Below are 25,620 nucleotides of genomic sequence, written 5' to 3'. Positions count from 1 at the left end.
GATTAGAGGTGGGTTTCGTGCTTGGCGAAATCGCCGCGCTCCACCTGAATGGTGGCGTGCTGAATGGGGTGCTTGGTGGTGAGGTAGTCGTGGGTGCGGGTGAGCACGTCCTCGTGCAGAGCCTCGTCGGTAAGCACCACGTGGGCACTCAGGGCATTGACACCGGAGGTGAGCACCCAGGCGTGCAGGTCGTGCACAGCCGCCACGCCGGGCACCTGCAGTAGCCCTTGCCGCATGGCTTCCAGGTTCACGTCGGCAGGAGTGCCTTCCAGCAGCACGTTTACCGACTCCTTGAGCAGGGCCCAGGTGCGGGGCAGAATAAACAGGCCGATGCCAGCTGAGAGCAGTGGGTCGGCGTAGTACCACTTAGTGGCTATCATGATAGCGCCCGCAATCAGCACGCCCACCGACGTAAGCAGGTCGCTGAGCACCTCGAAGTAGGCACCCTTCATGTTCAGGCTCTCGCCCGAGCTTTTGCGCAGCAGGTATACCCCGTAGAGGTTGACCAACATGCCCACGCCGGCCACCCACATCATGGTGCCGCTCTCCACCTTGGGCGGGTTCAGAAACCGGAAATAGGCCTCGTAGAGGATGTAGATGGAAATCAGAATCAGCACCACCGCGTTGGTGAGGGCGGCCAGAATCTCGAAGCGGTAGTAGCCAAAGGTACGTTGCGGGGTGGCGGGCTTCTCACCGAAGCGAATGGCCAGCAGGGCCAGCCCCACGCCGGCCACGTCGGTGAGCATGTGGCCCGCGTCGGCCAGCAAGGCTAGGCTACCAGTCCACCAGCCGCCGATAACTTCGGCTATCAGGTAAGCCAGGGTCGTGAAGAAGACGATGGTCAGGGCGCGCTTGTTGCGCGAGGCGGCACTGCCGCTCATGCCGTGGGACCCGCTCATGCTTGGTCGCCGTTATGGTGGTGGGGGCCTTCGCGCAGCTCGCGGGGCATGGGCTCCACTACCGACAGGTTTTCTTTGGCTGCCGGGGTAGCGGGAACAGCGGGTAGTGTGCCGCCCGTGCCCGGTGTGGAATAGTCCATTCGCTGGATGCGCACGGCGTTGAGAATAGCGAGCAGCGCCACGCCCACGTCGGCAAATACGGCTTCCCACATGGTGGCCAAGCCACCGGCACCCAGGGCCAGCACGACACCCTTCACGATGAAGGCCAGCCAGATGTTCTGCCACACCACCGTGTGGGTAGCGCGGGCAATGCGGCGGGCGGTGGCAATCTTGCTGGGGTGGTCGGTCTGAATGACCACGTCGGCCGTTTCAATGGTGGCGTCGGAGCCCAGGCCGCCCATGGCAATGCCCACGTCGGCCAGGGCTACGACGGGGGCGTCGTTCACGCCGTCGCCCACGAAGGCCAGCTTGCGGCCTGCATCCTTATACTCCTGCACGTAGCGGGCCTTGTCTTCGGGCAGCAGCCCGCCGTGGGCTTCGTCAATGCCCAGTTCCTTAGCCACGCGTTGGGTAATGCTGTCCTTGTCACCCGACAGCATTACGATTTTGGTGATGCCGTCCGCCCGCAACTCCTGCACCGTGCGGGCGGCATCTTCCTTGGGGGCGTCGGCCACGGTCAGGTAGCCGGCGTATTTGCCATCCACGGCCGCTACCACGATGCTGTCCAGGATTTGGTCGACTTCGGGCGGGTAGGCTACGCTGAACTTGGTGAGCAGCTTCGTGTTGCCGGCTAGCACGTCGCGCCCGTCCACGCGGCCGCGCATGCCGTGCCCACTGATTTCCTCTACGTTCTCTACCGAGGCGCCCGCCGTAGCGGCGCCCGAGTGTAGCACCACGGCCTTGGCAATGGGGTGGGTGGACTTGGTTTCGAGCGCGCCGACCAGGCGCAGCAGCTGCGGGGCGTCGAGGCCCGGAGCGGGCTGCACCTGCTGCACCGCAAACACGCCCTGGGTGAGCGTGCCGGTCTTGTCCATCACCACCGTGTCAAGCTCCCGCATCAGGTCCAGGAAGTTGGAGCCCTTGAAGAGGATGCCCGCCTTGGAGGCCGCCCCAATGCCGCCGAAGTAACCCAGCGGGATGCTGATGACCAGCGCGCAGGGGCAGGAAATCACCAGGAACACCAGCGCCCGGTACAGCCAGGTGCGGAACACGTAGTCGTCGACCACGAAGTAGGGTACGACGATGAGCAGCACGGCCAGCACCACCACGATGGGCGTGTAGACTTTGGCGAACTTGGTGATGAACTGCTGGGTCTTGGCCTTGCGGCCCACTGCGTCCTGCACCATGGCCAGGATTTTGGCCAGCTTGGTGTCCTGGTAGCCGGCCGTCACGGCCACCTGAATCAGCGACTCCAGGTTGACCATGCCAGCCAGCACCACCTCGCCCATTTGCTTGGTCTGCGGCACGGACTCCCCCGTGAGGGCGGCGGTGTTGAAGCTGGCCGGTCCTTTGACCAGCGTGCCATCGAGGGCTACTTTTTCGCCGGGCTTGACCTCAATCGTGTCGCCGACCACTACTTGCTTGGGGTCGAGGACCACCGTTTGCCCGTTGCGGATGACCGTGACTTCGGTGGCCTGAATCTCTAGCAGGGCCCGGATGCTGCGCTTGGCCCGGTTCACGGCCGCATCCTGGAACAGCTCGCCCACGGTGTAAAACAGCATCACGGCTACTCCTTCCGGGTACTCGCCGATGGCAAAGGCCCCGATGGTGGCCAGGCTCATGAGCAGGAACTCGTTGAAGATGTTGCCCGAGGGGATGCTCTGAATGGCCGAGCGAATCACCTTCCAGCCCACCAGCAGGTAGGAAACGCTATACCAGGCTAGGCGCACGTAGCCGGTAAAAAAGCCCACCTTGTAGTAGTCAAGCGCGATGCCAGCCAGCAGCAGCGCGAAGCTGACGCCGGGCCACAGGTAGGGATTGGCTCCGGCGGGACCGTGGTCGTGGTCGTCCCCGCTGCCGTGGTCGTGGCCGGCGTGGTCATCGGCGGCCTTGCCGGCTAGGTCCACCACCTTTTTGCCGGCGGGGTGGTCGTGGCCGGCGTGGTCGTGACCCGGCACGTCGTGGCCTTCGGGGGCAGCGGCGGCTTCGGGCGTAAGCTGGTCGCGGTTGAGCGCGCCCACGTTTTCGAGCTTTACCTGCTTGGCGGTGTTGAGCTCTTCGTCGGTGTTGGGGGAGGTTGGGTCAGGCATATGAAAACAAGCGTCAGGTGAAAAAATAAGGCGGCCGATAGCTCAAGGCTACCAGTCCACGAAAAAGCCGGCCACGCCCACCAGTACGAGCACGGCGCCGGTGAAGCGGCGCTCGTAGCGGGCTAGGCTCGTCAAGTTGAAACGGCGCAGGCCGGTGTAGGCAACCGCTACCAACGCGCTCATGGCACCTATCGACACGACGAGGTAGGTAGTCATCAGAAGCGCCAGGGCCAGCGGGCCGCGCGTGCCGGCGGCCAGAAAAAAGGTCTGAATTTCCAGACAGGGCGCCAGAAACATCGTCGCGGCCAGCCCCAGCACCACCCGGCCCCGCGGGCGCACGAGCACAGGTCCTGCTCCCACGTCGGGGTGGGAGTGGCCGGCCCCGGAAAAAGCGTAGACCAAGCCGATGACCACCAGCAGCGCCGGGGCCGCTACCCCGGAAAACTGCGAGAACCGGGCCGAGAGGCGCCAGCCCAGCAGCCCCAGGCCCAGGCCCAGCAGCACCGTGCTCAGCACGTGGGCCGCCCCGGCTACCATCGTCACACCTACTGCCCGCCGCAGCGGCCAACGCTCGGCACGCGCCACGGCCAGCACCGGCGCCCAGTGGTTGGGAATCGCGGCGTGGAGCAGACTGAGTAGCAGAGCACCGGTGAGCAGGTTGAGCATGGGCAGCGTTTAGGAACGGGGCCAGAATAAGGTAATGGCAATGCCCAGCAAGGTGATAGCCCCGCCCAGCACATCGAACCGGTCGGGCCGGAAGCCGTCGAAGTACCAGGCCCAGGCGATGGACATCACGACGAAAATGCCCCCGTAGACAGCATAGGTTTTACCAAATGAGGTGGGCTGCCAGGTTGCTACCCAGCCGTAAGCCACCAGCAGCAGAGCGCCCAGCAGGCCCATCCAGCCGGGGCGGTCGGCTTTCAGCCACTGCCACAGCAGGTAGCCGCCCCCGATTTCGCAGAGGCCGGCCAGTACGAAGACGGTTAGTGGTTGCAGGTAAGACATCAGCAAGTAAGTGAGGCAACAGAGTTGAAGTAGGAGCCGGTATTGGCCTATTCCTCCTCTTCCGCGTTTTTCATCTTCGCCAGCAGCGAGTACGCGCCGTCGGTGACGAAAAGCGTCGTGGCCGGCACCGTATCGGGCAGCTTGATTTCGGTGTAGCCGTCTTCGCTGCGGCCCAGCGTAACGGGCACCATCCGGTAGCGCCCAGAGGCTTCTACGGCAAAGGCGTAGTTTTTTCCCTCGAAGCGCACCAGCGCCGCGTCGGGCAGGGTAGTCGCTTGGGTGCGGCCCGTTTCAATCGTTGCCCGCACGTAGAGGCCAGGCAGCAGCGCCGGGTCTTTTTCTTGGTCCAGGTGGCCGTGCACGCGCACGGTGCGGTCCTCCCCAATGGCTTTGCCCACCAGGTATACCCGGGCCGTGCGCTCGCGGCGGGTGCCGGTGGAGTCGCTGGCCAGCGTGAAGCGAATCAACTGCCCTTTCTGCACCCGGGCCACGTCGCGCTCAAACACGGTCAGCTCCACGTGCAGGTGCTCGGGGTCCACGATTTCAAACAAGGCGTCGGTGGCCGTCACGGCTTGGCCCACCGTTACGTTGACGGTGCGCACGAAGCCGGCGCGGGGCGCGCGCAGGACGGCCGTCGTCACTATCTTCCCACCTACCGGCAAGCCGGCCAGCCGAAGCCGGGCGGCTTGGGCTTGGGTTTGCACTTGCAGGGCCCGGTAGTCGGCCTGGGCCCGCTGGTAGTTTTTTTGCGGCGCTACTTCCTGCTCGTACAGCTCCTTCTGGCGAGCCAGCTCGGTGCGGGCGTATTCCAGGCGGCTGCGCGTTTCCAGGTAGTCCTGCTGCAGCGTCACAAACTCGGGGTTGCGGATGGTAGCCAGCACTTCGCCCTTGCGCACGCGGGCGCCCTGTAGCAACTCGGTATTCTCCACAAAGCCGCCGAGTGGGGCCGTGATGTTGACGGCGCTTTCCGGCGGCACGTCCAGCGTGCCCGTCACGGCCAGGCCCGCCCCCAAGGGTCGGTCAGCCAGGCGGGCCGTTTTCAGGCCGGCGGCCTGTTGCTCGGCGGCGGAAAGTGCCACTACATCGGAGGCTTCTTCGCCTTCCTCTTCGCCCGCTTCTTTAGCTTCGCCACCGGCTTCTTTAGCTTCGGAGTTGGGTGCGGCGTCTACGCCTTCTTTCTTATCGGCACCGCAGCCTGCCAGGGTCAGGCTGAGCAGCAGCACCAGGGATGCAATCTTATTCATGGGTTGAAATCAGGGAGATGAAGAATGCCTTACTGGGCAGCGGTGCCGAGCAGGTAGTCCAGGTCGATGGCGGTTTGGTTGTGCTGGAGCACGGCGTCGAGATAGGCCGTACGCACGCTCAGGGCGCGCTCCAGGTTGAGCAGCAGCTCAGAGTAAGTGGTTTCGCCGGCCTTGTAGGCCCGCTGGCTCAAACGCACAATGACGTCGGCCTGGGGCAGGCCGGTCTGCTCGTAGAACTGCACCCGGCGCTGCTGCTCGGCCAGGCGCAGGCGCAGCTCATCGAGCTGGGCGGCGGCTTCGGCCTGATAGCGCTGGTAGCTTGCCGTAGCCACCTGCTCCTGCAGCTTGGCGGCCTGCACCCGGGCTTTCTGAGGGCCGCGCAGCAGCGGGATGGCTAGGCCGGCCTGCACGCTCTGGAACCGGTCCCCGGCTCCGTAGGTCGTAGCTTGCCCGTCCATCTCGTAGGTGCCGCGCAAGGACTGGTTGGTGTAGCCCACCGTCACCTGGGGCAGGCCTTGGGCCTGTTCCAGGCGGGTTTCGGCACGGCGCTCGGCAATCTGCTGCTGCAATACCCGGGCCTGGGGCGTGGCGGCCAGTACCGCCGTGTCGGCCGTTCCCCCGGGGGCGGGCAGCAGGCGCAGGACGCTGTCGGCAATGGCCACGGGCCCGTTGGTTTGCAGCAAGGCCTGCAGCTGGCGCTGGGCAATGGCGTAGTCGGCCCGGGCCTGGGTGAGCAGGTTCTGGGTTTCGCCCTGCTGAATCAAGGCGTTGGCTGGCTCCAGGCGGGCCACTTCGCCGGTTTTGAAGCGCAACTGGGCGGCACGCAGAAACTCGGTGTAGATGCTGTCCTGCCCGCGCAGGGTGCGCAGGCGGTGGCGGGCGTGCACGGCCCGCTCGTAGCTCAGGCGCACCTGCCGGCGCAGCTCGGCCTGTACCTGGAAGAGCTGCTGCTCGCGGCCCCCAATCTGGGCTTGGCTCAGACCGGCCTGGGCCCGGTAGTAGCCGGGCAGGGCCAGTGTCTGGCCGATGCTCAGCACGTTATCCGATAGGGGCGAGTTGACCTGCCCGTAGGTGCTCAGGATGGTGGTGCGGCCCACGTCAAAGGCCGTGCGGCGCAAGGCCTGCTGGGCTTCCAGGGAACGTTGGGCCACCTGCACCGTACCATTGGCCTGCAGCGCCTGGCCCACGGCTTGGGTGGAGGTAAGCGGACCTTGGGCTCTTACCGGCGTGCTGCCCAGCACTAGTCCCGCCAGCACCAGCAGTAACACCACCGAAACCGGCACGGCGGTGGATGGTCGCGGCTTTTCTTCTCCCTTTGGTTCCGATTTTCGCTCCGACAGGGCGTAGAGCACCGGCAGCACCAGCAGCGTGAGCAGCGTGGCCGTGACCAGCCCGCCGATGACGACGGTGGCCAGGGGCCGCTGCACTTCGGCGCCGGCCGACTGCGACAGGGCCATGGGCAGGAAGCCCAGCGAGGCCACGGTGGCCGTCATCAGCACCGGGCGCAGGCGCACCTGGGTGCCCTCCAGTATCCGTTGATACAGGTCCGTTTGGCCTTCCGCTTTTAGCTGGTTGAAGTAGCCGATGAGCACGATGCCATTGAGCACGGCCACCCCAAACAGCGCAATAAAGCCCACGCCGGCCGAGATGCTGAAGGGCATGCCGCGCAGCCACAAGGCCAGCACCCCGCCGATGGCCGAGAGTGGAATGGCCGTGAAAATCAGCACCGACTGCTTCAAGGAACCGAAGGTGAAGAACAAGAGCACAAAAATCAGCAGCAGGGCCACCGGCACGGCAATGCTCAGCCGCTCCGAGGCCTGACGCAGGTTCTCGAACTGACCGCCGTAGGTGGTGTAGTAGCCGGGGGCGAACTTCAGCTGCTGGTCCACCTTGCCTTGCAGCTCGGTCACCACGCTTTCCACGTCGCGGCCCCGCACGTTGAAGGCCACCGTGATGCGGCGCTTGGCGTCGTCGCGCTGAATCTGGTTAGGGCCTTCCTGCAGGTCTACCGAGGCGACCTGCTCCAGGGGTATCTGTTCGCCGGCGGGCGTGGCAATGAGCAGCTGGCGCACTTGGTTGATGTTCTGGCGCAGCTCGGGGGCCAGGCGCAGCACCACGTCGAAGCGGCGCTCCTGCTCGAAAAGCTGGCCGGCGGTCTGGCCGGCGAAGGCAGTTTGCACGGTGCGGTTCACGTCGTCCGCGTTCAGGCCAAAGCGGGCCAGGCGGTTGCGGTCCAGCTTGACCACGATTTGCGGCAGGCCCGTCACCTGCTCTACGTACACGTCCTCGGCGCCCTCCACTTGCCGCACCAGGCGGGCGGCCCGCTCGGCGTAGGAAGCCAGCTGCTGCAAGTCTTCGCCGTAAATCTTGAGCACGACGTCCTGCTTTGCGCCGGAAATCAGTTCGTTGAAGCGCATCTGGATGGGCTGCTGGAAGCCGAAGGTAACACCCGGAATCACGCTCAGCGCTTCGGCCATCTTCTCGGCCAGCTCTTCCTGCGTTTTGGCGGAGGTCCACTTGCCTTTGTCTTTTTCCAGGATGACCATCACGTCAGCCGCTTCGACTGGCATGGGGTCGGTGGGGATTTCGGCCGCGCCGATTTTGGCCACTACTTCCTGCACTTCCGGGAACTGCTTTTTGAGAATGCCGCCCGCCTGCTGGCTTTTGTCGATAGTGTAGCTCAGCGATGAGCCGGTGAGCGTGCGCATCTCAATGGCAAAGTCTCCCTCCGAAAGCTGGGGAATGAACTCGCCGCCCAGGGTGCGAAACAAGAGCAGGGAACCGACAAACAAACCAACGGCCGCCGCCAGTACCACGGCTTTGCGGCGCAGGGCCCACTCCAATAGCGGGCGGTAGCCCTTCTCGAGCCAGCGCATCATCCGGTCCGAGAAGTTGGGCTTGTGCGCGGTGTTGCGGCTCAGGGCCAGCGCCGACATCATGGGCACATAGGTGAGCGATAGAATAAAGGCGCCGACAATGGCAAAGGCCACGGTCTGGGCCATGGGGCCGAACATCTTCCCTTCGATTCCGGCCAGGGCCAGCAGCGGCAGGTAGACAATCAGAATGATGATTTCGCCAAAGGCGGCCGAGGAGCGTATTTTCGAGGCCGCTTCGTACGTAGCCTCGTTCATCTGGTCCCGGGTCAGCTTGCCGTCCGCCCCTTCCGAGTGCGAAGCCAGGCCGACGTGGTTGTGCAGGCGGTGCACGATGGCTTCGACAATAATGACGGCTCCATCCACGACCAGGCCGAAGTCAATGGCCCCGAGCGAGAGCAGGTTGCCCGACACGCCGAACAAACGCATCATGGCAATAGCAAAGAGCATGGCCAGCGGAATGACTGAAGCCACCACGAGGCCCGCCCGCCAGTTGCCCAGAAAGAGCACCAGCACGAAGAGCACAATCAGGGCGCCTTCAATCAGGTTGGTTTTCACCGTGCCAATGGCCCGTCCCACCAGCTCGGAGCGGTCCAGGTACACATCAATGGTGACGCCCTCGGGCAGGGACTTGCGCACGGTTTCCATGCGCGTTTTCACGTCCTGGATAACGTCGTTGGCGTTGGCGCCCTTGAGCATGAGCACGATGCCGCCGGTCACCTCGCCCTCGTCGTTGCGGGTCATGGCCCCGTAGCGCACGGCCGAACCCAGGCGGATATCGGCCACGTCACGCACCAGCACTGGTAGACCACCTTCCGTGTTGCGCACGACAATGTTGCCCAGGTCGGCGGCATTCTCGGCCAGGCCCTCGGTGCGGATGAAGTAGGCCGTGGGCTTCTGGTCGAGGTAGGCGCCGCCGGCGTTCTGGTTGTTGGCGGCCACGGCGCGGTACACCTGGTCCACGGTTACATTAAGCGAACGGAGCCGGGCCGGGTCCAGGGCAATTTCGTACTGCTTGAGCAGGCCGCCGAAGCTGGCCACGTCGGCCACGCCGGGCGTGCCCAGCAGCTGCCGGCGTACTATCCAGTCCTGAATGGTGCGCAGTTCCCGGGCGTCATACTTCTTCTCGAAGCCGGGCTTGGCGCGCACCAGGTACTGGTAAATCTCGCCCAGGCCGGTGCTCACGGGAGCTAGCTCGGGCTGTCCCACGCCTTCGGGTATCTGGCTTTCGGCCTCCCGCAGGCGCTCGGCCACCTGCTGGCGGGCCCAGTAAATATCCACGCCGTCCTCGAAGACGATGGTAACCACGGAGAGGCCAAAGCGGGAAAACGAGCGCACTTCCTCACGGTTGGGGATGGTGGCCAGGCTCTGCTCGACGGGAAAGGAGACGAGCCGCTCAATGTCGCCGGCGGCCAGCGAGGGGGCCACCGTGTAGACGACGACCTGGTTGGTGGTAATATCCGGCACCGCGTCAATTGGCAGCCGGCTCAGGGAATAGCCGCCCCAGGCCACCAGGGCCAGGGTCAGAATCCCGATGATGAGCTTGTTGTGAATGGAAAAATGAATGAGCCGGTCAAACATACTGGCTGAGGGGTAAGGCTAGAAATCCAGAAAAAAGGCGGCCGGAGCCCAAGGGGCTCAACGACGGCAGGGTCCGGTGGGGCACAAAAAGGTGCGCAAGCGCCAAGGGGACCGGGCACAGCAGCGTGCCCGGTCCCGCGAGGGAACCGGAATCAATCGGATACTAGGCTTGAGGAGGCTGCCAGATGCTCCCCGCGCGCTCCCGGGCGGCAGGAGGCGCCAGCCGGGCAAACCGGCCCGGCGGAATAATGGTGGGGGAAGTCGCTGTCAGCACCATTACCGTGGCTGAGGGCAGCGAGGTGCCTGAGCAGCAGTTACACTGGCACAAGGGGGAACACCAGTCCAGGCGCGAGTGTGCTGCTGAATCGTGCTCCGAGGCCGTTACGTACGTTTCCGTGACGCTAGCCCGCACCGGTTCCGTGTCTGCGCAGGGCAGGCAAGCCAGAACGGCCAGGTAAAACGCAAAAAACACGGTGAACAAACGCATGCTAGCCAGAGGGGATGGTGCAAACCTACGGAATGTGCACCAATAAGGATACGGCCGGCGGCTAATTAGGCATTTGCCCGGACAAGGTCTGCGAAGCAATCAGCCACTGACCCTGTCGGCAGGTAAGCATCGAAACCGCCGTGTAGCAGCGCCGAGGGCGGCGCCGTGCTGTCCTAGAAACGGGCGCGGACAGACAATAAGTTTCCACCGCGAGCGCACGGGTCGAATCGCTCAACACGCTGACTTGATAGTCCTGCAGCAGCGGGCCGGGACGGCACCAGCCCCGGCAGCCGGTCAGCCGCACAAAGCGCGAGTGCACGGGCTTTTCGGCTTGGTCTACGGTCCAGGCCGAGGGCGTGAATGCTGTGAGGGCGGCCACGGAGTCGCCGTCCTGCCGGGCCTGGCGGTATGCGAGAAGGGTTTGTTGCACGTCGGCTTCCACCGAGCATAGCCGGCTTGGTTCTTGCGCGACCGGGGTGCCAGCAGCAGGGGCGCCGCTAGCGCCGGCAAGGCCAGCGCTAGAACCAGCAGAAAGGGAGTAGGAAAAGGCATGAATCAAGACGGATGGTAACGATAAGCACGGGCGTAGCCCGATAAGGTTTTCGCGAACCGGCAGGTGCACCTTCACCGGAGTGGTTCTAGCCACGACCGGCACAGGAAAACGAGATGTTGCCCCAGCTAAATTCCGGAAACCACAAGGACTAGTCCAACCGCATTCCGCCAGGTCACAGGGAGTCAGCCAAAGTTAGGCTCTGCGGAATCGGGCGCAGGACAGCCAAGCCTAGGTCACTGTCATTACCCGTGCCAACCTGTCCAGCCGCCAAGTGACCAATTATTTGCGAGATATTTACTGGACGAGCCCCCCGTTCGCCACTTTGTTTACTTTGGTCAGCTCTATGGCTCACTTCCCTTCTAATGACAACGCTTCTAGTCCCGGGCACCGCAGACCTGACAACCGGCTCCTTACTTCACAGCCTGGTTTGGGGGCGGACAGTCGCCAGGATTTCATCCTTAGCGTGGGCGTCCTCCTCCTCCTCATCTTGGTCATTGCCGAGGTGGTCGCTGGCTCCTGGGGAAATTCGGCTGCGCTGCTTGCCGACGCCGGCCGCAACCTCAGCAGCGGGGTCGGGCTGGGCTTAGCCTGGTGGTGCGGGCGCCCGGCCCAGCACCCGGGCCGGGAACGCTATCCGTATGGCTATAACCGCCTCCCTTTCCAAGTCTCACTCTACACGGCGTTGGGGCTATGTGCCCTGCTGGGCGTGCTGCTTCCCGAAACCATTGACCACCTGCGCCACCCCCGGCCGGTGAGCGGCCTGCTGGTCGGGCTGCTGGCCGGCGCAGGCGTGCTCCTCCACACCGCAACTGCCTGGCTGCTGGTACGGGGGCAGCACCGGGGGAACGGGCGCCGCGGCTACCAGTACCTGTTCACCGATGCCCTGGTCTCGTTGGGGGTAACGCTGGGCGGAGCCCTGCTTTATTTCACCGGCTGGCAGCGGGTGGACGCCTTCCTGGCCGTGGGGCTGCTGGGCGTCATTGCCTACGGCGCCTGGGGCCTGCTCAGCCCGACCCGGCTGCTGCGCGGCAGTGCCTTGGATGTGAATGCCGAGGAGGTGCGCGCCTTTTTGCTGGGGCAGCCCGGGGTGCGGAAAGTGAACAAGCTGCGCATCTGGTCCCTCAACCCGGTTGACACCGCCTTGAGCGTGCACCTGGTCCGGCCCCGCGGCGACGACAACGCCTTTGTCGAATACCTGCAGGAAGCCCTGCAGAAGGAGTTCAACATCAGCCGGAGCACGGTGCAGCTTGAACACGAGACCTACAGCTCGGACTCTCCCGGCGGGGAGTATTGACCGGCCTGGCGCATCAGGCGACGACGGTAATGAAGCAGCAGCCCTGACCTTTTTTATTTCTGGCTACCAGTGAGGGGCCTGACGCCAAGGACCTCGTCCGGCCCGGCGGCCGCCGGGTGCAGCTCCCGGCCGGTGCTTTTCGTTTGCTGGAATGCGGCCAAAGCCTCTTCCCAGCCCGGGGTTCCGTAGGCCCGCAGCAGCGGCACCAGGGCCGGGGCCAGGGCGAAGTGCAGCCGGGGGCTGGTGCAGGCCAGGGCGGGGTTGTCGGGGTTGCGCAAGACCAAGCCCGTGGCCACCAGCGGCAGCAGCACCTGCCCGCGCATGAGTTGAAACACGGATTCGTTGGCCGCCTCGCGCCAGCCGTACACCGTGCGCATGAAGTCGCGGATGCCGCGGGCCATGCCCTTGCGTTCGTCGCGGGCACTGGCCCAGGGGGTGTCCGGACCTATCCCGGCCAAGGCTAGCAGGGTCAGCCCCGCCAGCCTGCTGCGCAGCGGCGTGGGCAGCTCCAGGGCTTCCAGAATGCGCTGGGCTTCGGTGACGCGGGGATGATAGATTTCCATGGCTGGGCCTTGAAAGGCGGTGCAAGATTAGCGGCGGAAGCTGAAGCCCAGGAAATAGGTAGTGGGCGTGTCCTTGGTTAGGGCCAGGTTGATGCCCGTGTCGAGCTGCAGGTTCTCGCCCAGGCGCAGCACGGGCCCGCCGTTGAGCGTGGCGCTCCAGCCGCGGCCCCGGGTGTCCCAGGCCGTGGCAATCTCCACGAAGCCGCCCAGGGTCTTGTACAAATCGTGGCCCACGGTCAGCGTGGGGGCCAGCTCCAGGAAGTGCTCCCGGGCCTCGCCGTCGCGGTTGAGGGTGGCCTGAAACTGCGTGCCCAGGGTAAAATAGTGGGGCAGCTGCACCGAGAACGGGGTAACGATGCCGCCCTCCCAGGCCCCGTTGCCGCACTTGCGGCCCGTGGGCACCTTCACGAAGGGCATCAGGGCGAAAGCCATGGGACCGCCGTCGTTGCCCCACAGGTTGCGCTTGAGCCTCACGGTCACGTCGCCAAAGCCCGCCCGCCGGGTGCCGGCGTCACCCTCGCCCTCGGTCTGCACGGTATAGGATTCGACCACCACCTGCAGGTCCACGTTGTGGCTGAGCCCCATTTTCAGGTTGGCGTGGTTGAAGCCCAGTTCCTGCTGAGCCGACTGCTGCTCCACGAAGCGGGAACGACCCAGGCGCAGCACGTCGGTTTCCACCTGGAAGTGGCCGGCGTCAACCGAGTAAGCGCTTTCCGTGGCGTCGGGCCGGTCGGTGCTCAGCGGCCGCATTAGCGCCCGTGGCACGGGCTTGAACAGGGTGTAGACCCGCTTGCGGGCTCGCAGCGTGTCCACGCCGGCGGGGTCGGGGGCGGGCAGCCCGGTGGGGGCTTGCGCCAGCGCGGGCAGGCCGCTGGTCAGAAGCAGGCCTAGGCAGAGAAGTCGAAATGCACGCATAGAACACCGGAAAAAGAAGGCAAAGAGGGGGCAGCCGGGGACGGGTGCCCCAGAGAAATCAAACAGCAGCAGGCAATTAGCTTAGCCGAAGAAAGTCTGCACGAGCAGGTACACGTTCAGGGCGATGATGATGCCCGACACCGTCCACGCCGTGGCTTTGACCAGCGGCCCGTTGGCGAACACGCCCATTTTAAGCCGGCTGCTCGTGAAGAGCACCAGCGGCACCACGGCGAAGCTGAGCTGCAGCGAGAGGATGACTTGGCTGAGCACCAGCAGCTGGCCGGTGCCCTTCTCCCCGTAGATAAGCGTCACAATCAGAGCCGGCACCACGGCAATGCCGCGGGTGAGCAGGCGCCGCATCCAGGGCTTGAGCCGGAGGTTGAGGAAGCCCTCCATCACAATCTGCCCGGCCAGTGTGCCGGTGAGCGTGGAGTTCTGGCCGGCGGCCAGCAGGGCCACGGCGAAGAGCATGCTGGCGGCCCCGGCGCCGAGCACCGGCGTGAGCAGCTTGTGGGCGTCGTTGATGTCGGCCACGTTGTACATGCCCGTCTTGTGGAAGGTAGCAGCGGCCGTTACCAGAATAGCGGCATTGACGAAGAAAGCCAGAAACAAGGCCACCGTCGAGTCGATGGTGGCAAACTTGATGGCCATGCGCTTGCCGGGCTCGGTCTGCTCAATCTGCCGGGTTTGCACGATGCTGGAGTGCAGGTACAGGTTGTGGGGCATCACGGTGGCGCCCAGGATGCCGATGGCGATGTAGAGCATCTGCGGGTTGGTCACCACTTCGGGCCGGGGCACCAGCCCACCGAGCATGGCCATATAGTCGGGGTTCGAGACGATGATTTCGTACACGAAGCAGCCGAAAATGATGACGATGAGGCCGGCCACGATGCTTTCTATCACCCGAAAGCCCTTGTTCTGGAAGTAGAGCACCACCAGCACGTCGAGCACCGTGAGCACCACGCCCCACGTGAGGGGCAGACCAAAGAGCAGGTTCAGGGCGATGGCGGAGCCAATTACCTCGGCCAGGTCGCAGGCCGCGATGGCGATTTCGCAGAGCACCCAGAGCACCATGGCCACCGGCTTGGAGTAGTGGTCCCGGCAGGCCTGCGCCAGGTCGCGGCCCGTCACGATGCCCAGCTTGGCGGCCAGGTGCTGCAGCAGCATGGCGAACAAATTGGAAATTAAAATCACGGACAGCAGGGTGTAGCCGTAGCGGGAGCCGCCGGCAATGTCGGTGGCCCAGTTGCCGGGGTCCATGTAGCCCACGGCCACCATCAGGCCCGGCCCCCAGAAGGCAAACAGTTTGCGCCAGAACGAGGCGCTGGCCGGCGGCACCTTGATGGAAGCGTACACTTCGCGCAGCGAAGGCGCGTTGCGCGGCTTGCGCCAGCCGGGCTCCGCGGCTACTGGGGGCTGCAGGTCCGGCAGCGGCGCCGGGGGCACGAGTAATGTTTCCATAGCAGGAGGAGTAGGTTAAGGCCGCAAGGTAGGATATTTAGGATGCCCTAAAAATTTATTTAAGGTTCCCTAAATACTGTTTATGGCGTCGAATGGTTTGCCTCGCTACTTGGAAATCTTACATCATGGCTTTGCCATACTTACTATGAACAAAACTATCTGCTGTAGTAGGCAGTCATTCATGAAAGCCGGAGGAGTTTGACAACATCGAAATTCACCTTGTCCAGGCTACTTAGTGGGCCAGAAATTGCCAGTCCCAAACCGCTTAATATGTAGATGCACTGCTATTAAGGTGCTATGCTTAGTGTGACACTCTTTACGCAGGCATGTATAATCAGCTACACCATCTAAGGCTTAGCTCAATTATTTATAATCATTCCAGACAGAAATTATTCGTGTTATCTGTAATCATTCCAAATAAGATTCTACCTTTGCCTCGTCAACAACCCTAACGACAGGCTTCATGTCATTTAAACTCTTCCCTGTTGCGCTGCTTGCGCTCGCCTTTGGCTTTTCTTCCTGCGATAAAAACGAAACGGAAACGGCTCCCACCTTGCGTCCGAAGATGGACGCCAGCAGCCTGACCGCTTCCTCACGCTACACGGAGTCGTTCAAAGACGCCAGCGGTCAGTCGACGGTCGATTTGGGTACCGCGAACACGCGGCTGGACATGTTTACCGAGTTCAACACCTATATGTCGCAGGTGGCTGTAGCGCCGCCGGCAACTCCGGCTACGCTGGACGTGAACCGCCTCAACAGCTTGTACACCGGCAGCACCTTTACGGCACCGGCGCTCAACGCCTCCGGCCTGCAGCTGCGCAACGCCACGGCCGCTTCCTTCAGCGGCACGGATGCTGAACTGGTGCGTCGCTACGTCGACCAGCAGCTGGCCAAACTGGCCGTGGCCAGCCAGTCAGTCAACCAGGTTGCCACGCCCGGCTCGGCGGGCCGCCTGGGCCGCTATCTGGTCGATGAGAAGGGCGTAGAGGTCAACCAGGTTATTGCCAAGTCCCTTATCGGGGCGTTGCTGCTCGACCAGATTGACAACGTGCTGCTCACCGACAACGCGCTGAAAGCCAACAACAGCAAAGTGGTGGATGGCAAAGCTTACTCGGAACTGGAGCACAACTGGGACTTGGCCTATGGCTACCTGACCAGCAACGCCATCATGACCACGGACATTAACCTGACGCCCCGCGAACGGTTTCTGGCCGGCTACCTCAACGAAAAGAACGGTTCCGCCTCACCGGCTGTATACATGGCCTTGCTGAAGGGCCGCGCGGCTATCGTCAACAACGACGCGGCCGGCGTACAGGCCCAGGCAGCCATCATCCGCACCGAACTGGAAAAAACCATTGCCCTGTCGGCCGTCTCGTACCTGAGCAACTGGAAAGCGGCGGCGGACCCGGCTGTGAAAGCGCACGCCCTGGGCGAAGGGCTCGGCTTTATCTACTCGCTGCGCTTCTGCACCAAGTACGGCGCCACTGCAGCTTTTTCCGATGCCATTCTCAATCCGCTGACGGCTGGTACCAACGGGGCCTGGAGCCTGACCAATGCCCAGGCGGACGTGGCCATCAACGCCATCAAGACCAAGTTTAACCTACTGTAGTCCGGGGCCGCCTCACCAGCGGAACCGTTTGGCCAACCCGTCTGACAGCTCCGCTGCCAGGCGGGTTGGCCTTCGCTACGAAAATAGCATTCCATGAAAAAAACCCTTCTGTTCGCCCTGACCTTGCTGCTCCTTAGCGTGGGCATCTTCAGCTGCCAGAAAGACCCCGGTACCGATACGCCCGAGCCCGGCGCTGGTCCCGACCGCAAAGCCCTGCTCACGTACTGGGCCGACAGCCTGGTTAAGCCCGGCTACCAGCGTTTCAACACCAAGCTGACTACGCTCAAGGCCAAAACCACCGCCTTTACCGCCGCCCCCACGGCGGCAACACTGCTTGAGGCACGCCAGGCCTGGGCGTCCGCTTACGTGGAGTGGCAGAAGGTGGAGCTTTACGAGTTCGGACCCGCCGAGCAGGTCAGCCTGCGCAACCGCTTCAACATCTACCCGGCCGACGTGGCCGGCATCAACCGCAACATAAGCGCGGGAACCTACGACTTTGAGTTGTCCACGGCCATTCCCCAGCAGGGCTTTCCCGCCCTGGACTACCTGCTCAACGGCATCGCCACCAGCGACGCCGCCATCGCGCAACAGTACGCTACCTCGGCTGCGCACCGGCGCTACCTGACGGACGTGGTAGCCAAGATGGAGCAAACCTTCGGTACGGTCTACTCCCAGTGGAATGGCTCCTACCGCGACACCTTTGTGGGCAATACCGGCACCGACGCCAGTTCTTCGCTCTCGCGGGTGGTGAACGCCTACTCGCTGTACTTTGAGCGCTTCCTGCGGGCCGGTAAAATCGGCATCCCGGCCGGCACGATGAGCGGCACGCCGCTGCCCGAAAAGATGGAGGCCTACTACCACCGCGGCGCGCTGCCTCTGCAGCTGGCCACCACGGCCCACGCTACCGTGCAAGCTTTTTTCAACGGCCGCGCCGGGCAGCCCTCGCTGAAAAGCTACCTGGATGCCTTGGGCGCCAAAGACAGCCGCACGGGCCAGGGGCTGGCCGGCCTCATCAACACCCAGTTTGGCGTTTCCTTTCAGCAGCTCAGCTCCCTGGGCCCAGACCTGCACGCCACGTTTACCAGCCGCAACCCCGACGCCGTGGCGTCCTACAACGAGATGCAGAAGGCGGTGCGCCTGCTCAAGGTCGACATGACCTCGGCCCTGAGCGTCACGGTAACTTACGTGGACAACGACGGCGACTAATGCAGATCGCCCGGCTGCAACGCTACCTCCACGCCTACACCCCAGCCGCCCCGCTGGCTACGTTCCGGATGGCCTTTGGCCTACTGGTACTGGCCAGCGTGGTGCGTTTTTGGGCCAAGGGCTGGATAGCCGAGCTGTACCTGCAGCCCCGGTTCTTTTTCTCCTACTACGGCTTCGAGTGGGTGCGGCCGCTGGGCGTCTATACCTACGGGCTGTTTGCCTTCTGCGGGCTGTGCGCCCTGCTCATGGCCGTGGGCTATTGGTACCGCACGGCCGCGCTGGGGGTGTTTCTGAGCTTTACCTACATCGAGCTCATGGACAAAAGCACCTACCTGAACCATTACTATTTCGTGAGTTTGGCGGCGCTGCTGCTGGCGCTGCTGCCGGCCGGGCGCTACTTCGCTCTCGACACCCACCTCAACCCGGCCCGCTGGCGCAGCGAGGTGCCGCGCTGGACGGTGGACGCGCTGCGCCTGCTCATGGGCATCGTCTACGTGTACGCCGGGCTGGCCAAGCTCAACTCCGACTGGCTGCTGGAAGCCATGCCGCTGCGCATCTGGCTGCCGGCCAAAAACGACTTGCCCCTGATTGGCCCCCTGCTGGGGCAGGTGTGGGTGGCCTACGCCTTCAGCTGGTTTGGCGCGTTCTACGATTTGACGGTGCCCTTCTTTCTGCTCAACCGCCGTACCCGGCCCTGGGCCTACGCCACCGTGGTGGTGTTTCACGTGCTGACGGCGGTGCTCTTTCCCATCGGCATGTTTCCCTACGTGATGATGGTCGCCGCCCTGGTGTTCTTTCCCGCCGACTGGCACGAGCGGGTGCTGCAGCGCGTGCGCGGGCTGTTGCCCTTTTCCCCCACGGCCCCCTTGCTCTCCGCGCCGCTGCGCTACGGCCCGGCTCGCCGGCAGCTGCTGCTGCTGACCCTGGGCGTGTTCTTCGTGGTGCAGCTGGTCTTGCCCTTTCGCTACCTGCTTTATCCCCACGAGCTGTTCTGGACCGAGGAAGGGTACCGCTTCTCCTGGCGGGTGATGCTGATGGAGAAGATGGGCTACGTGCAGTTCAAGGTTGTGGACGGCGCGACGGGCCGCATCCGGCAGGTAGACAACCGCGCCCACCTGAGCGTGCTGCAGGAAAAGATGATGAGCACCCAGCCCGACATGCTGGTGCAGTTTGCCCACTACCTGCGCGACTACTACGCCGGCCAGGGAGTGACCAACCCCCAGGTGTACGCCGATGCCTACGTGAGCCTGAACGGGCGGCTGGGCAAAAGCTTTATCGACCCCACCGTGGATTTGGCCCGCGTCGAAGACGACCTGCGACCCAAGCCCTGGATTTTACCTTTCGACGATGAGATTACCGGTTTATAGCGCCGTGCTGGCGGTGAGTGTGCTTTCCGGCTTTACGGCCGTGGCCCAGCAGGTGAGCCTGCAGGGCCGCGTGCGGGAGGCGGGCACGGACCGCCCCGTGGTGGGCTGCGAGGTGTACGTGCGCGGCTCCCGCCAAATTGCCCGCACCGACTCGGCCGGCCTGTTCACGCTGGCCAGGCTGGCGCCCGGCCGGCAGCAGCTGCAGTTCTCGTCCATTGGACACGAGCCCTTCAAAGCCGTGGTTGAGGTCACTGCGGACGGCAGCGTGCAGGAGTTTACGCTGACCCGGCGCGAGCGGCAGCTCCAGGAGGTGGTGGTGGCGGCGCCCCAGTCGCGCTTCGGGCAGCAGCGCCTGCGCGAGGTGGAGGGCACGGCCATCTTCGCGGCCAAGAAAACCGAAGTCATCGTGCCCGACAACCTGGTGGCCAACCTGGCCACCAACAACGCCCGGCAGGTGTATTCGCGGGTGGCGGGGCTCAACATCTGGGAAAGCGACCAGGGCGGACTGCAACTGAGCATCGGGGGCCGCGGCCTGGACCCCAACCGCACCAGCAACTTCAACGTGCGGCAGAACGGCTACGACATCTCGGCCGACGCGCTGGGCTACCCCGAAAGCTACTACACGCCACCCGTGGAGGCCGTCAAGCGCATCCAGCTCGTACGCGGGGCCGCCTCGCTGCAGTACGGCACCCAGTTCGGCGGGCTGCTCAACTTCGAGCTGCGCGCGCCTGAGCCCGACAAGACCGTGGCGGTGGTGTCGCGGCAAACGGCGGGCTCGTTCGGCTTTTTCAACTCGTTCAACAGCGTTAGCGGCACGGTCAAGAAGCTGAGCTACTACGCCTTTGCCCAGTACAAGCGCGGCGACGGGTGGCGGCCCAACTCCGGCTTTGTCAGCAAAACTGCCTACGCCGACCTGCGCTACCAGTTCACGGAGAACTTCAAGGTCGGGGCCCAGGTCACGCACATGGACTACCTGGCCCAGCAGCCCGGGGGGCTCAGCGACCGGCAGTTTGCCGACAACCCGCGGCAAAGCAACCGGGCGCGCAACTGGTTTGAAGTCGATTGGAACCTGTTTAACCTCTCGGCCGACTGGAAGCTGAGCCCCCGGTCCAACCTGAATGTGACGACGTTCGGACTGCTGGCCTCGCGCAATGCCCTGGGCTTCCGGACCAACTTCGTGGAGCGGGCCGATGCCGACACCCAGCAGCGGGAGCTTATCACCGGCGACTTTCGCAACGTGGGCGCCGAAGCCCGCTACCTGACCCGCTACGGCCTGGGCGAAACCGCGAGCGGGGTATTGCTGGTGGGCACGCGCCTTTACCGCGGCTACAACCACAGCCTCCAGGGCGCCGGCCCGGCCGGCCGCCGGGCGGAATTTCGGTTCGAGGAGCCAGCGGCGGGGTTGAACGCGCCGTCGGCCTCGTCGGATTACCGCTTCCCGAACTACAACGCGGCCGTCTTTGCCGAGAACATCTTCTACTTTGGTGAGCATTTCTCGCTCACCCCCGGCGTGCGTGTGGAGTACATTCGTACCCGCGCCGACGGCTCCTACCAGACGGTGTCACGGGATTTGGCCGGCAACATCACCGACGTTCGAACCACCGACGAGCAGCGCACCAGCCCCCGCTCCTTCGTTATTGGCGGACTGGGGGCCTCTTACAAGCCGGTGGAGCAGCGCGAGTTCTACGCCAACGTGTCGCAGAACTACCGCTCCATCACCTTCGGCGACATGCAGATTGTCAACAACTCGCTCGTCATCAACCCCAATTTGCAGGACGAGCGCGGCTACTCCGCCGACCTGGGCTTGCGCGGCGAGCAGGGACAGTGGCTGACGTATGACGTGAGCTTGTTTGCCCTGGGTTATAACAACCGCATCGGCGAGGTGGGCACCTACGACCGGTTTGACCGCCCGTTCCGCTACCGCGACAACATCGGCCGGGCCCTGATTCTGGGCGTGGAGTCCTATGCCGAAGCCGACGTGCTGCGGGTGCTGCGTCCGAGCGCCGAGCCCGGTCGCTGGCGCTGGTCTACCTTCGGCAACGTGTCGGTGATTCGCAGCCGTTACACCCGGAGTCAGAACCAGGAAGTGGTGGGCAAGCAAGTGGAGTTTGTCCCCAACCTCAACCTGAAGGCCGGCATGCAGGGCGGCTTTGGCCCGGTGAAGGCATCGGTGCAGTTTACCTACCTCTCCGACCAGTTCTCGGAAGCCACCAACGCTCCCAATAGCCCGAACGATGCCCGCCCGGACCCCAGTCTGGCAGTCGTTGGCTTGGTACCGGCCTACCAGCTACTCGACGCCTCCGTGTCGTGGGAGCGGCGCTGGCTGAAACTGGAAGGCAGCGTGAATAACCTGACCGATACCCGCTACTTTACGCGCCGCGCCACGGGCTACCCCGGCCCCGGCATCCTGCCCTCGGATGGCCGCAGCTACTTTCTGACGGTGGCGGTCAAATGGTAGTGACGGACTAGCTTTAGCGCCATGCAAACGAAACAATCCCTTCCCCAATACGAACAGTTGCTGCGGGCCTGGCCGCAGCTGCGGGGTCACTTCCTGGGCCGTGCGCAGATTGCGGAAGCCGAGCTACAGGCCTTCTTTGACCGGGTCCTGCCCGCCCTGACGCCCGAGGTGTGGCCTGCTATCCGGCAGGGGCTGGTGCGCAGCCAGCTGCTGCATCTGGTAGCACCCGGCTTGGTGGCGTTTGGCGGTGCCCCAGCCCCAGCAGCATTTAAGCCCGAGGTGGCGCCGCAACATGTTGCGTTGTGGCAGCTGCTGCAAGCCCGGTTAGTCCTGCCACTTGGCAGCCTCTGGTCCACGCAGTGGTTGCGGCCAGCGTTGCCCGAGATTCCGGCGCGGCTGGTAGTGGAAGTCAATTGGGCCGAACTGCAATGGGCCACGCGGCTTATCCGTGATTCCGCCGAATTTCAGCTAACCGATGAAAGTAGCCCAGTAGATTCTGATGGCCGGGAATTTGTGCTGCTGCGGCCCGTGCAACGGGCTTCTCTCGTGCGCCGGGTGGCCGGCGTGACGACGGCGCGCCTGGAAAAGATGCTCGTAGACGTCGCCGAAACGCCCGGCTTGGTGCCTTCGGATGAAGCGTTGGTCCGGGCCGTTGCCGTGCTGGGCATGCGCTACCACCTGCACTCCGACCACCTGTTGCAATACGCCGCTCGCCGCAACGCGAGTCCTCGGTGGGAAGCCCTATTGGCCACTGCCGCGTAAGTCATGTGGATGCTGGCTTACCGCGTCCCAAGAACCAATCCAAATCGGATAGTTGACACGTAGTATAATTGGGCATCTTGCTCACCTTCTTGCTCACCTTCTTGCTCACCTCCCCGCCTTGGTCCGCTCCTACTTGGTTCTGCTTCTGCTACTGAACTACCTGCTGGTAGTGGGTGCTGGCTTGGTAGCACAGCCAGACCATGAGCCGGAGCGACCTTTTGCGTATGTGCACAGCCCGGACTGCCAAGTGAAAAACTGGTTGAAGGTAGGCTGTTTTGATGATTGCAACGGGGTGCAGTACCAGATGAAAAAGCAGGGGGAGCGACCGAGCCTAGTGGCGCTGCTGTCCACCCTGAAAGCAGTGGATGTGCATTGCCTGCCTCAATTTAAGGAACTGGTGGCTCCGGCCAGGTTTACGCGGCTTGTCGTCCCGGCCCGGAGCCGGGTGACGGGTGTGCCCGTGGGGCACCGGGGGCAGGTAGAATGGCCGCCTTGTTGGGGATAAGTCTTCTGTGGGTCTAAGGGGATAGCCAGCTGCCTATTAAGGAGCGGTCATTACCGTTTGCCCAAGGCCGGACTGCGGGGCCTTTGTGCCTCGTAACGGTTCCAATCAGGGGTTCTTTTCTCAACTTGCCGCATGTTGTGCTCTCGCCGGGCTTCCCGCGAGGCCCACCCGTGCGCTTCTCACTTGCACTTACCGGATGCCAAACTTTTCCTCGTTCGTTTCGCTGCGCCTGCCCCTAAGCCGGGCCGCGCTGCTTCTGTTTTTGCTCTTTCTGACCGTGGGGCGCGCGGGTGCCCAAGGCACTGCCACCCTGCGCGGCACGGTCACCGACTCCCTTTCCGGGCAGCCCCTGCCCGGGGTGAGCGTGGGCCTGGAAGGCCAGCCCGGCGGTACGGCCACCGACGCGCTGGGTCTGTTCAAGCTAACCAACTTGGCCGCCGGTACTTACCGGCTGCGCGTGGGCGCCCTGGGTTACCGGGGGCAGACCCTGCCGGTCACGCTGGCGGCGGGCGAAACCCGGACCCTTTCCCTGCCGCTGCCCACGGTGGTGCTCCGTCTGAGCGAAGTGACCGTGAGCCAGCCCCGCGACCCCAACCAGAGCCTGGCGGCCATCAGCCAGATTGACAAAGTGCTGCGGCCCGTGAACTCGGCCCAGGACCTGCTGCAGCTGGTGCCGGGCCTGTTCATTGCCCAGCACGCGGGCGGCGGCAAGGCCGAGCAGATTTTCCTGCGCGGCTTCGACGTGGACCACGGCACCGACTTCGCCGTGAGCATCGACGGCCTGCCGGTGAACATGCCCAGCCACGGCCACGGCTACGCCGACTTTCACTTCGTGATACCCGAAACGGTGGAGCAGCTCAAGGTCTACAAAGGGCCCTACACGGCGCGCTTCGGTGACTTTGCCACGGCCGGGGCGGGCGAGTTTCTGACCAAAACCCGCCTCGACGCCAGCCAGGTGAAAGTGGAAGTGGGCCAGTTCGACACCTACCGCGGCGTGGTCCTGCTCGACCTGCTGGGCAACGACAAGCGGCACTTGTTCTCCAAAAAGCCCGAAAGTGCCTACGTGGCGGCCGAATACATCTACACCAACGCCTACTTCGACCAGCCCCAGAACTTCAAGCGCTTCAACGGGCTGGCCAAGTACACCGGGCAGCTTTCGGACCGGACCTCGCTTACGCTGCTGGGCTCGCACTTCACCTCGAACTGGAACGCCAGCGGCCAGATTCCCGACCGGGGCGTGGAGCAGGGCATCATCTCGCGCTACGGCAGCATCGACCCGAGCGAGGGCGGGCAGACCGACCGCACCAACGCCTCGGTTATTCTCACTACGGGGCTGCCCGGCGACGCCGTGCTGCGCCAGCAGGCCTACTACTCGCGCTACAACTTCGGCCTGCATTCCAACTTCACGTTCTACCTCAACAACCCCGTGGACGGCGACGGCATCTACCAGACCGACAACCGCGACATCTACGGCTACACCGGCACCTACGAGCGCGAAACCCGGCTCGGGGCCCGCACCCTGCGCACCACGCTGGGCGTGGGCACGCGCATCGATGCCACCGACGTGACCCTGTTCAGCGCCGTGCAGCGCGTGGTGACCGACACCACCGTGAGCGGGCGCGTGAACCTGCAGAATTTTAACGCCTACCTCGACGAAACCCTGAACCTCACCGAGCGCCTGACCCTGAACGCGGCGTTGCGGCTGGACGTGTTCCGCTTCCGCTACCGCGACCAGCGCGACGCCGGCATTTCCGGGCGCACGGCCGCGGCCCGCGTATCGCCCAAGCTCAACCTCTACTACCAGCTCGGCGAGGGCGCGCAACTGTTCGTGCGCTCGGGCTTTGGCTTTCACTCCAACGACGCCCGCGCCGTGGTGCGCGACCCCGAGGCCAGCATTCTGCCCCGGGCCATCGGCTACGAGGCGGGCAGCACCTTCAAGCCCGTGCCCAGCCTGGTGGTGAACGTGGCCGCCTGGGCCCTGCACCTGCAGGACGAGCTGGTGTACGTGGGCGACGAGGGCGTGACGGAGAGCACGGGCCCCACCCGCCGGTTCGGTCTGGACCTGGCCGCCCGCTACCAGCTCACCACGCGCCTGTTTGCCGACCTGGACGTGAACTACAACCGCGGCCGGCAGGTGGACGCCCCCAAGGGGGCCAACTTCATTCCCCTGGCGCCCAGCCTCACCAGCATCGCCGGACTAACCTACAAGGCGGGCAAGGGCCTGAACGCCGGCCTGCGCTACCGCTACATCGACGACCGGCCCGCCAACGACGACGGCAGCATCACGGCCCGCGGCTACTTCCTGCTCGACGCGGTGGCCAACTACACCACCAAACGCTTTCAGGTCGGGGCCACCGCCGAAAACCTGCTCAACGTGGAGTGGAACCAGGCCCAGTTCGCCACGGAAACCCGGCTGCGCACCGAGCCCCTGGGCTCGTCGGTGGACGAGCTGCACTTCACCCCCGGCACGCCCTTTTTTCTGAAGCTCAACGCCAGCGTGTTCTTTTAGCCCCGGGCAGGGGCACTACGGCGCGGAACCCCGGGCTGCTTACCATCAAGAGCCGGCTCCTCCTGATTAGGAGCCGGCTC

17 protein-coding genes are annotated in these 25,620 nt (G+C 64.1%); 7 read left to right on the top strand and 10 right to left on the bottom strand.

Annotated elements, in window-relative coordinates:
* Nucleotides 1-2: 2 nt before the first annotated feature.
* The 7 genes from LGH70_RS22000 to LGH70_RS23930 all read right to left on the bottom strand — a co-directional run bounded on the left by LGH70_RS22000 (nt 3) and on the right by LGH70_RS23930 (nt 10,338).
* Nucleotides 3-899, bottom strand: coding sequence for a cation diffusion facilitator family transporter (locus tag LGH70_RS22000; protein WP_226190029.1), 897 nt, complete (start codon nt 897-899; stop codon nt 3-5).
* Nucleotides 896-3,148 (bottom strand): heavy metal translocating P-type ATPase, encoded by a 2,253-nt coding sequence (locus tag LGH70_RS21995; protein ID WP_226190028.1) that lies wholly within the window; start codon nt 3,146-3,148, stop codon nt 896-898. Before LGH70_RS21995 ends, LGH70_RS22000 begins: the two co-directional genes overlap by 4 nt.
* Nucleotides 3,149-3,196: 48 nt before the next feature.
* Complete coding sequence (locus LGH70_RS21990; protein ID WP_226190027.1) at nt 3,197-3,814, bottom strand: hypothetical protein; 618 nt, start codon at nt 3,812-3,814, stop codon at nt 3,197-3,199.
* Between the two features lie 9 nt (nt 3,815-3,823).
* Nucleotides 3,824-4,153, bottom strand: coding sequence for a YnfA family protein (locus LGH70_RS21985; RefSeq protein WP_226190026.1), 330 nt, complete (start codon nt 4,151-4,153; stop codon nt 3,824-3,826).
* A 47-nt stretch (nt 4,154-4,200) separates the two neighbouring features.
* Nucleotides 4,201-5,397: an efflux RND transporter periplasmic adaptor subunit gene (locus LGH70_RS21980; RefSeq protein WP_226190024.1), complete on the bottom strand. Its 1,197-nt coding sequence runs from the start codon at nt 5,395-5,397 to the stop codon at nt 4,201-4,203.
* A gap of 29 nt (nt 5,398-5,426) precedes the next feature.
* A complete protein-coding gene (locus LGH70_RS21975) occupies nt 5,427-9,851 on the bottom strand; it encodes a CusA/CzcA family heavy metal efflux RND transporter (RefSeq protein ID WP_226190022.1) in 4,425 nt (1,474 codons plus the stop codon).
* Nucleotides 9,852-10,014: 163 nt separating this feature from the next.
* The gene (locus tag LGH70_RS23930; protein WP_431357434.1) at nt 10,015-10,338 is read right to left on the bottom strand and encodes a DUF6660 family protein; all 324 of its coding nucleotides are present in this window, start codon (nt 10,336-10,338) and stop codon (nt 10,015-10,017) included.
* Nucleotides 10,339-11,354: 1,016 nt separating this feature from the next.
* Here LGH70_RS23930 and LGH70_RS21970 point away from each other — a divergent pair.
* Nucleotides 11,355-12,185: a cation diffusion facilitator family transporter gene (locus LGH70_RS21970; protein WP_348533756.1), complete on the top strand. Its 831-nt coding sequence runs from the start codon at nt 11,355-11,357 to the stop codon at nt 12,183-12,185.
* A gap of 53 nt (nt 12,186-12,238) precedes the next feature.
* Here LGH70_RS21970 and LGH70_RS21965 read toward each other — a convergent pair whose 3' ends face one another.
* The 3 genes from LGH70_RS21965 to LGH70_RS21955 all read right to left on the bottom strand — a co-directional run bounded on the left by LGH70_RS21965 (nt 12,239) and on the right by LGH70_RS21955 (nt 15,124).
* Nucleotides 12,239-12,748, bottom strand: coding sequence for a hypothetical protein (locus LGH70_RS21965; RefSeq protein ID WP_226190018.1), 510 nt, complete (start codon nt 12,746-12,748; stop codon nt 12,239-12,241).
* Nucleotides 12,749-12,775: 27 nt separating this feature from the next.
* The gene (locus tag LGH70_RS21960) at nt 12,776-13,663 is read right to left on the bottom strand and encodes a transporter (RefSeq protein WP_226190017.1); all 888 of its coding nucleotides are present in this window, start codon (nt 13,661-13,663) and stop codon (nt 12,776-12,778) included.
* An 81-nt stretch (nt 13,664-13,744) separates the two neighbouring features.
* The gene (locus tag LGH70_RS21955; RefSeq protein WP_226190016.1) at nt 13,745-15,124 is read right to left on the bottom strand and encodes an Nramp family divalent metal transporter; all 1,380 of its coding nucleotides are present in this window, start codon (nt 15,122-15,124) and stop codon (nt 13,745-13,747) included.
* A gap of 565 nt (nt 15,125-15,689) precedes the next feature.
* On the opposite strand from LGH70_RS21955, the gene LGH70_RS21950 reads away from it, so the two are divergent.
* From LGH70_RS21950 to LGH70_RS21925, 6 genes are all read left to right on the top strand, one after another.
* Nucleotides 15,690-16,733: a DUF4856 domain-containing protein gene (locus LGH70_RS21950; protein WP_226190015.1), complete on the top strand. Its 1,044-nt coding sequence runs from the start codon at nt 15,690-15,692 to the stop codon at nt 16,731-16,733.
* Nucleotides 16,734-16,826: 93 nt separating this feature from the next.
* Nucleotides 16,827-17,939: an imelysin family protein gene (locus LGH70_RS21945; RefSeq protein ID WP_226190014.1), complete on the top strand. Its 1,113-nt coding sequence runs from the start codon at nt 16,827-16,829 to the stop codon at nt 17,937-17,939.
* Nucleotides 17,939-19,306 (top strand): HTTM domain-containing protein, encoded by a 1,368-nt coding sequence (locus LGH70_RS21940; protein ID WP_226190013.1) that lies wholly within the window; start codon nt 17,939-17,941, stop codon nt 19,304-19,306. The genes LGH70_RS21945 and LGH70_RS21940 overlap by 1 nt, the downstream gene beginning before the upstream one ends.
* Entirely contained in the window at nt 19,287-21,764 is a 2,478-nt protein-coding gene (locus tag LGH70_RS21935; RefSeq protein ID WP_226190012.1) for a TonB-dependent receptor domain-containing protein, read from the top strand. Before LGH70_RS21940 ends, LGH70_RS21935 begins: the two co-directional genes overlap by 20 nt.
* Nucleotides 21,765-21,785: 21 nt before the next feature.
* Nucleotides 21,786-22,526: a DUF6577 family protein gene (locus tag LGH70_RS21930; RefSeq protein WP_226190011.1), complete on the top strand. Its 741-nt coding sequence runs from the start codon at nt 21,786-21,788 to the stop codon at nt 22,524-22,526.
* 701 nt (nt 22,527-23,227) lie between these two features.
* On the top strand, nt 23,228-25,540 hold the full coding sequence (locus tag LGH70_RS21925; RefSeq protein ID WP_226190010.1) for a TonB-dependent receptor: 2,313 nt from the start codon (nt 23,228-23,230) through the stop codon (nt 25,538-25,540).
* The last annotated feature ends 80 nt before the right edge of the window (nt 25,541-25,620 follow it).

Origin of the sequence: Hymenobacter nitidus, from assembly GCF_020447315.1 — a bacterium.
Lineage (GTDB): Bacteria > Bacteroidota > Bacteroidia > Cytophagales > Hymenobacteraceae > Hymenobacter > Hymenobacter nitidus.
Note: the sequence above shows the minus strand (reverse complement) of the source record. Positions and strands in the feature narration are given on the sequence as shown.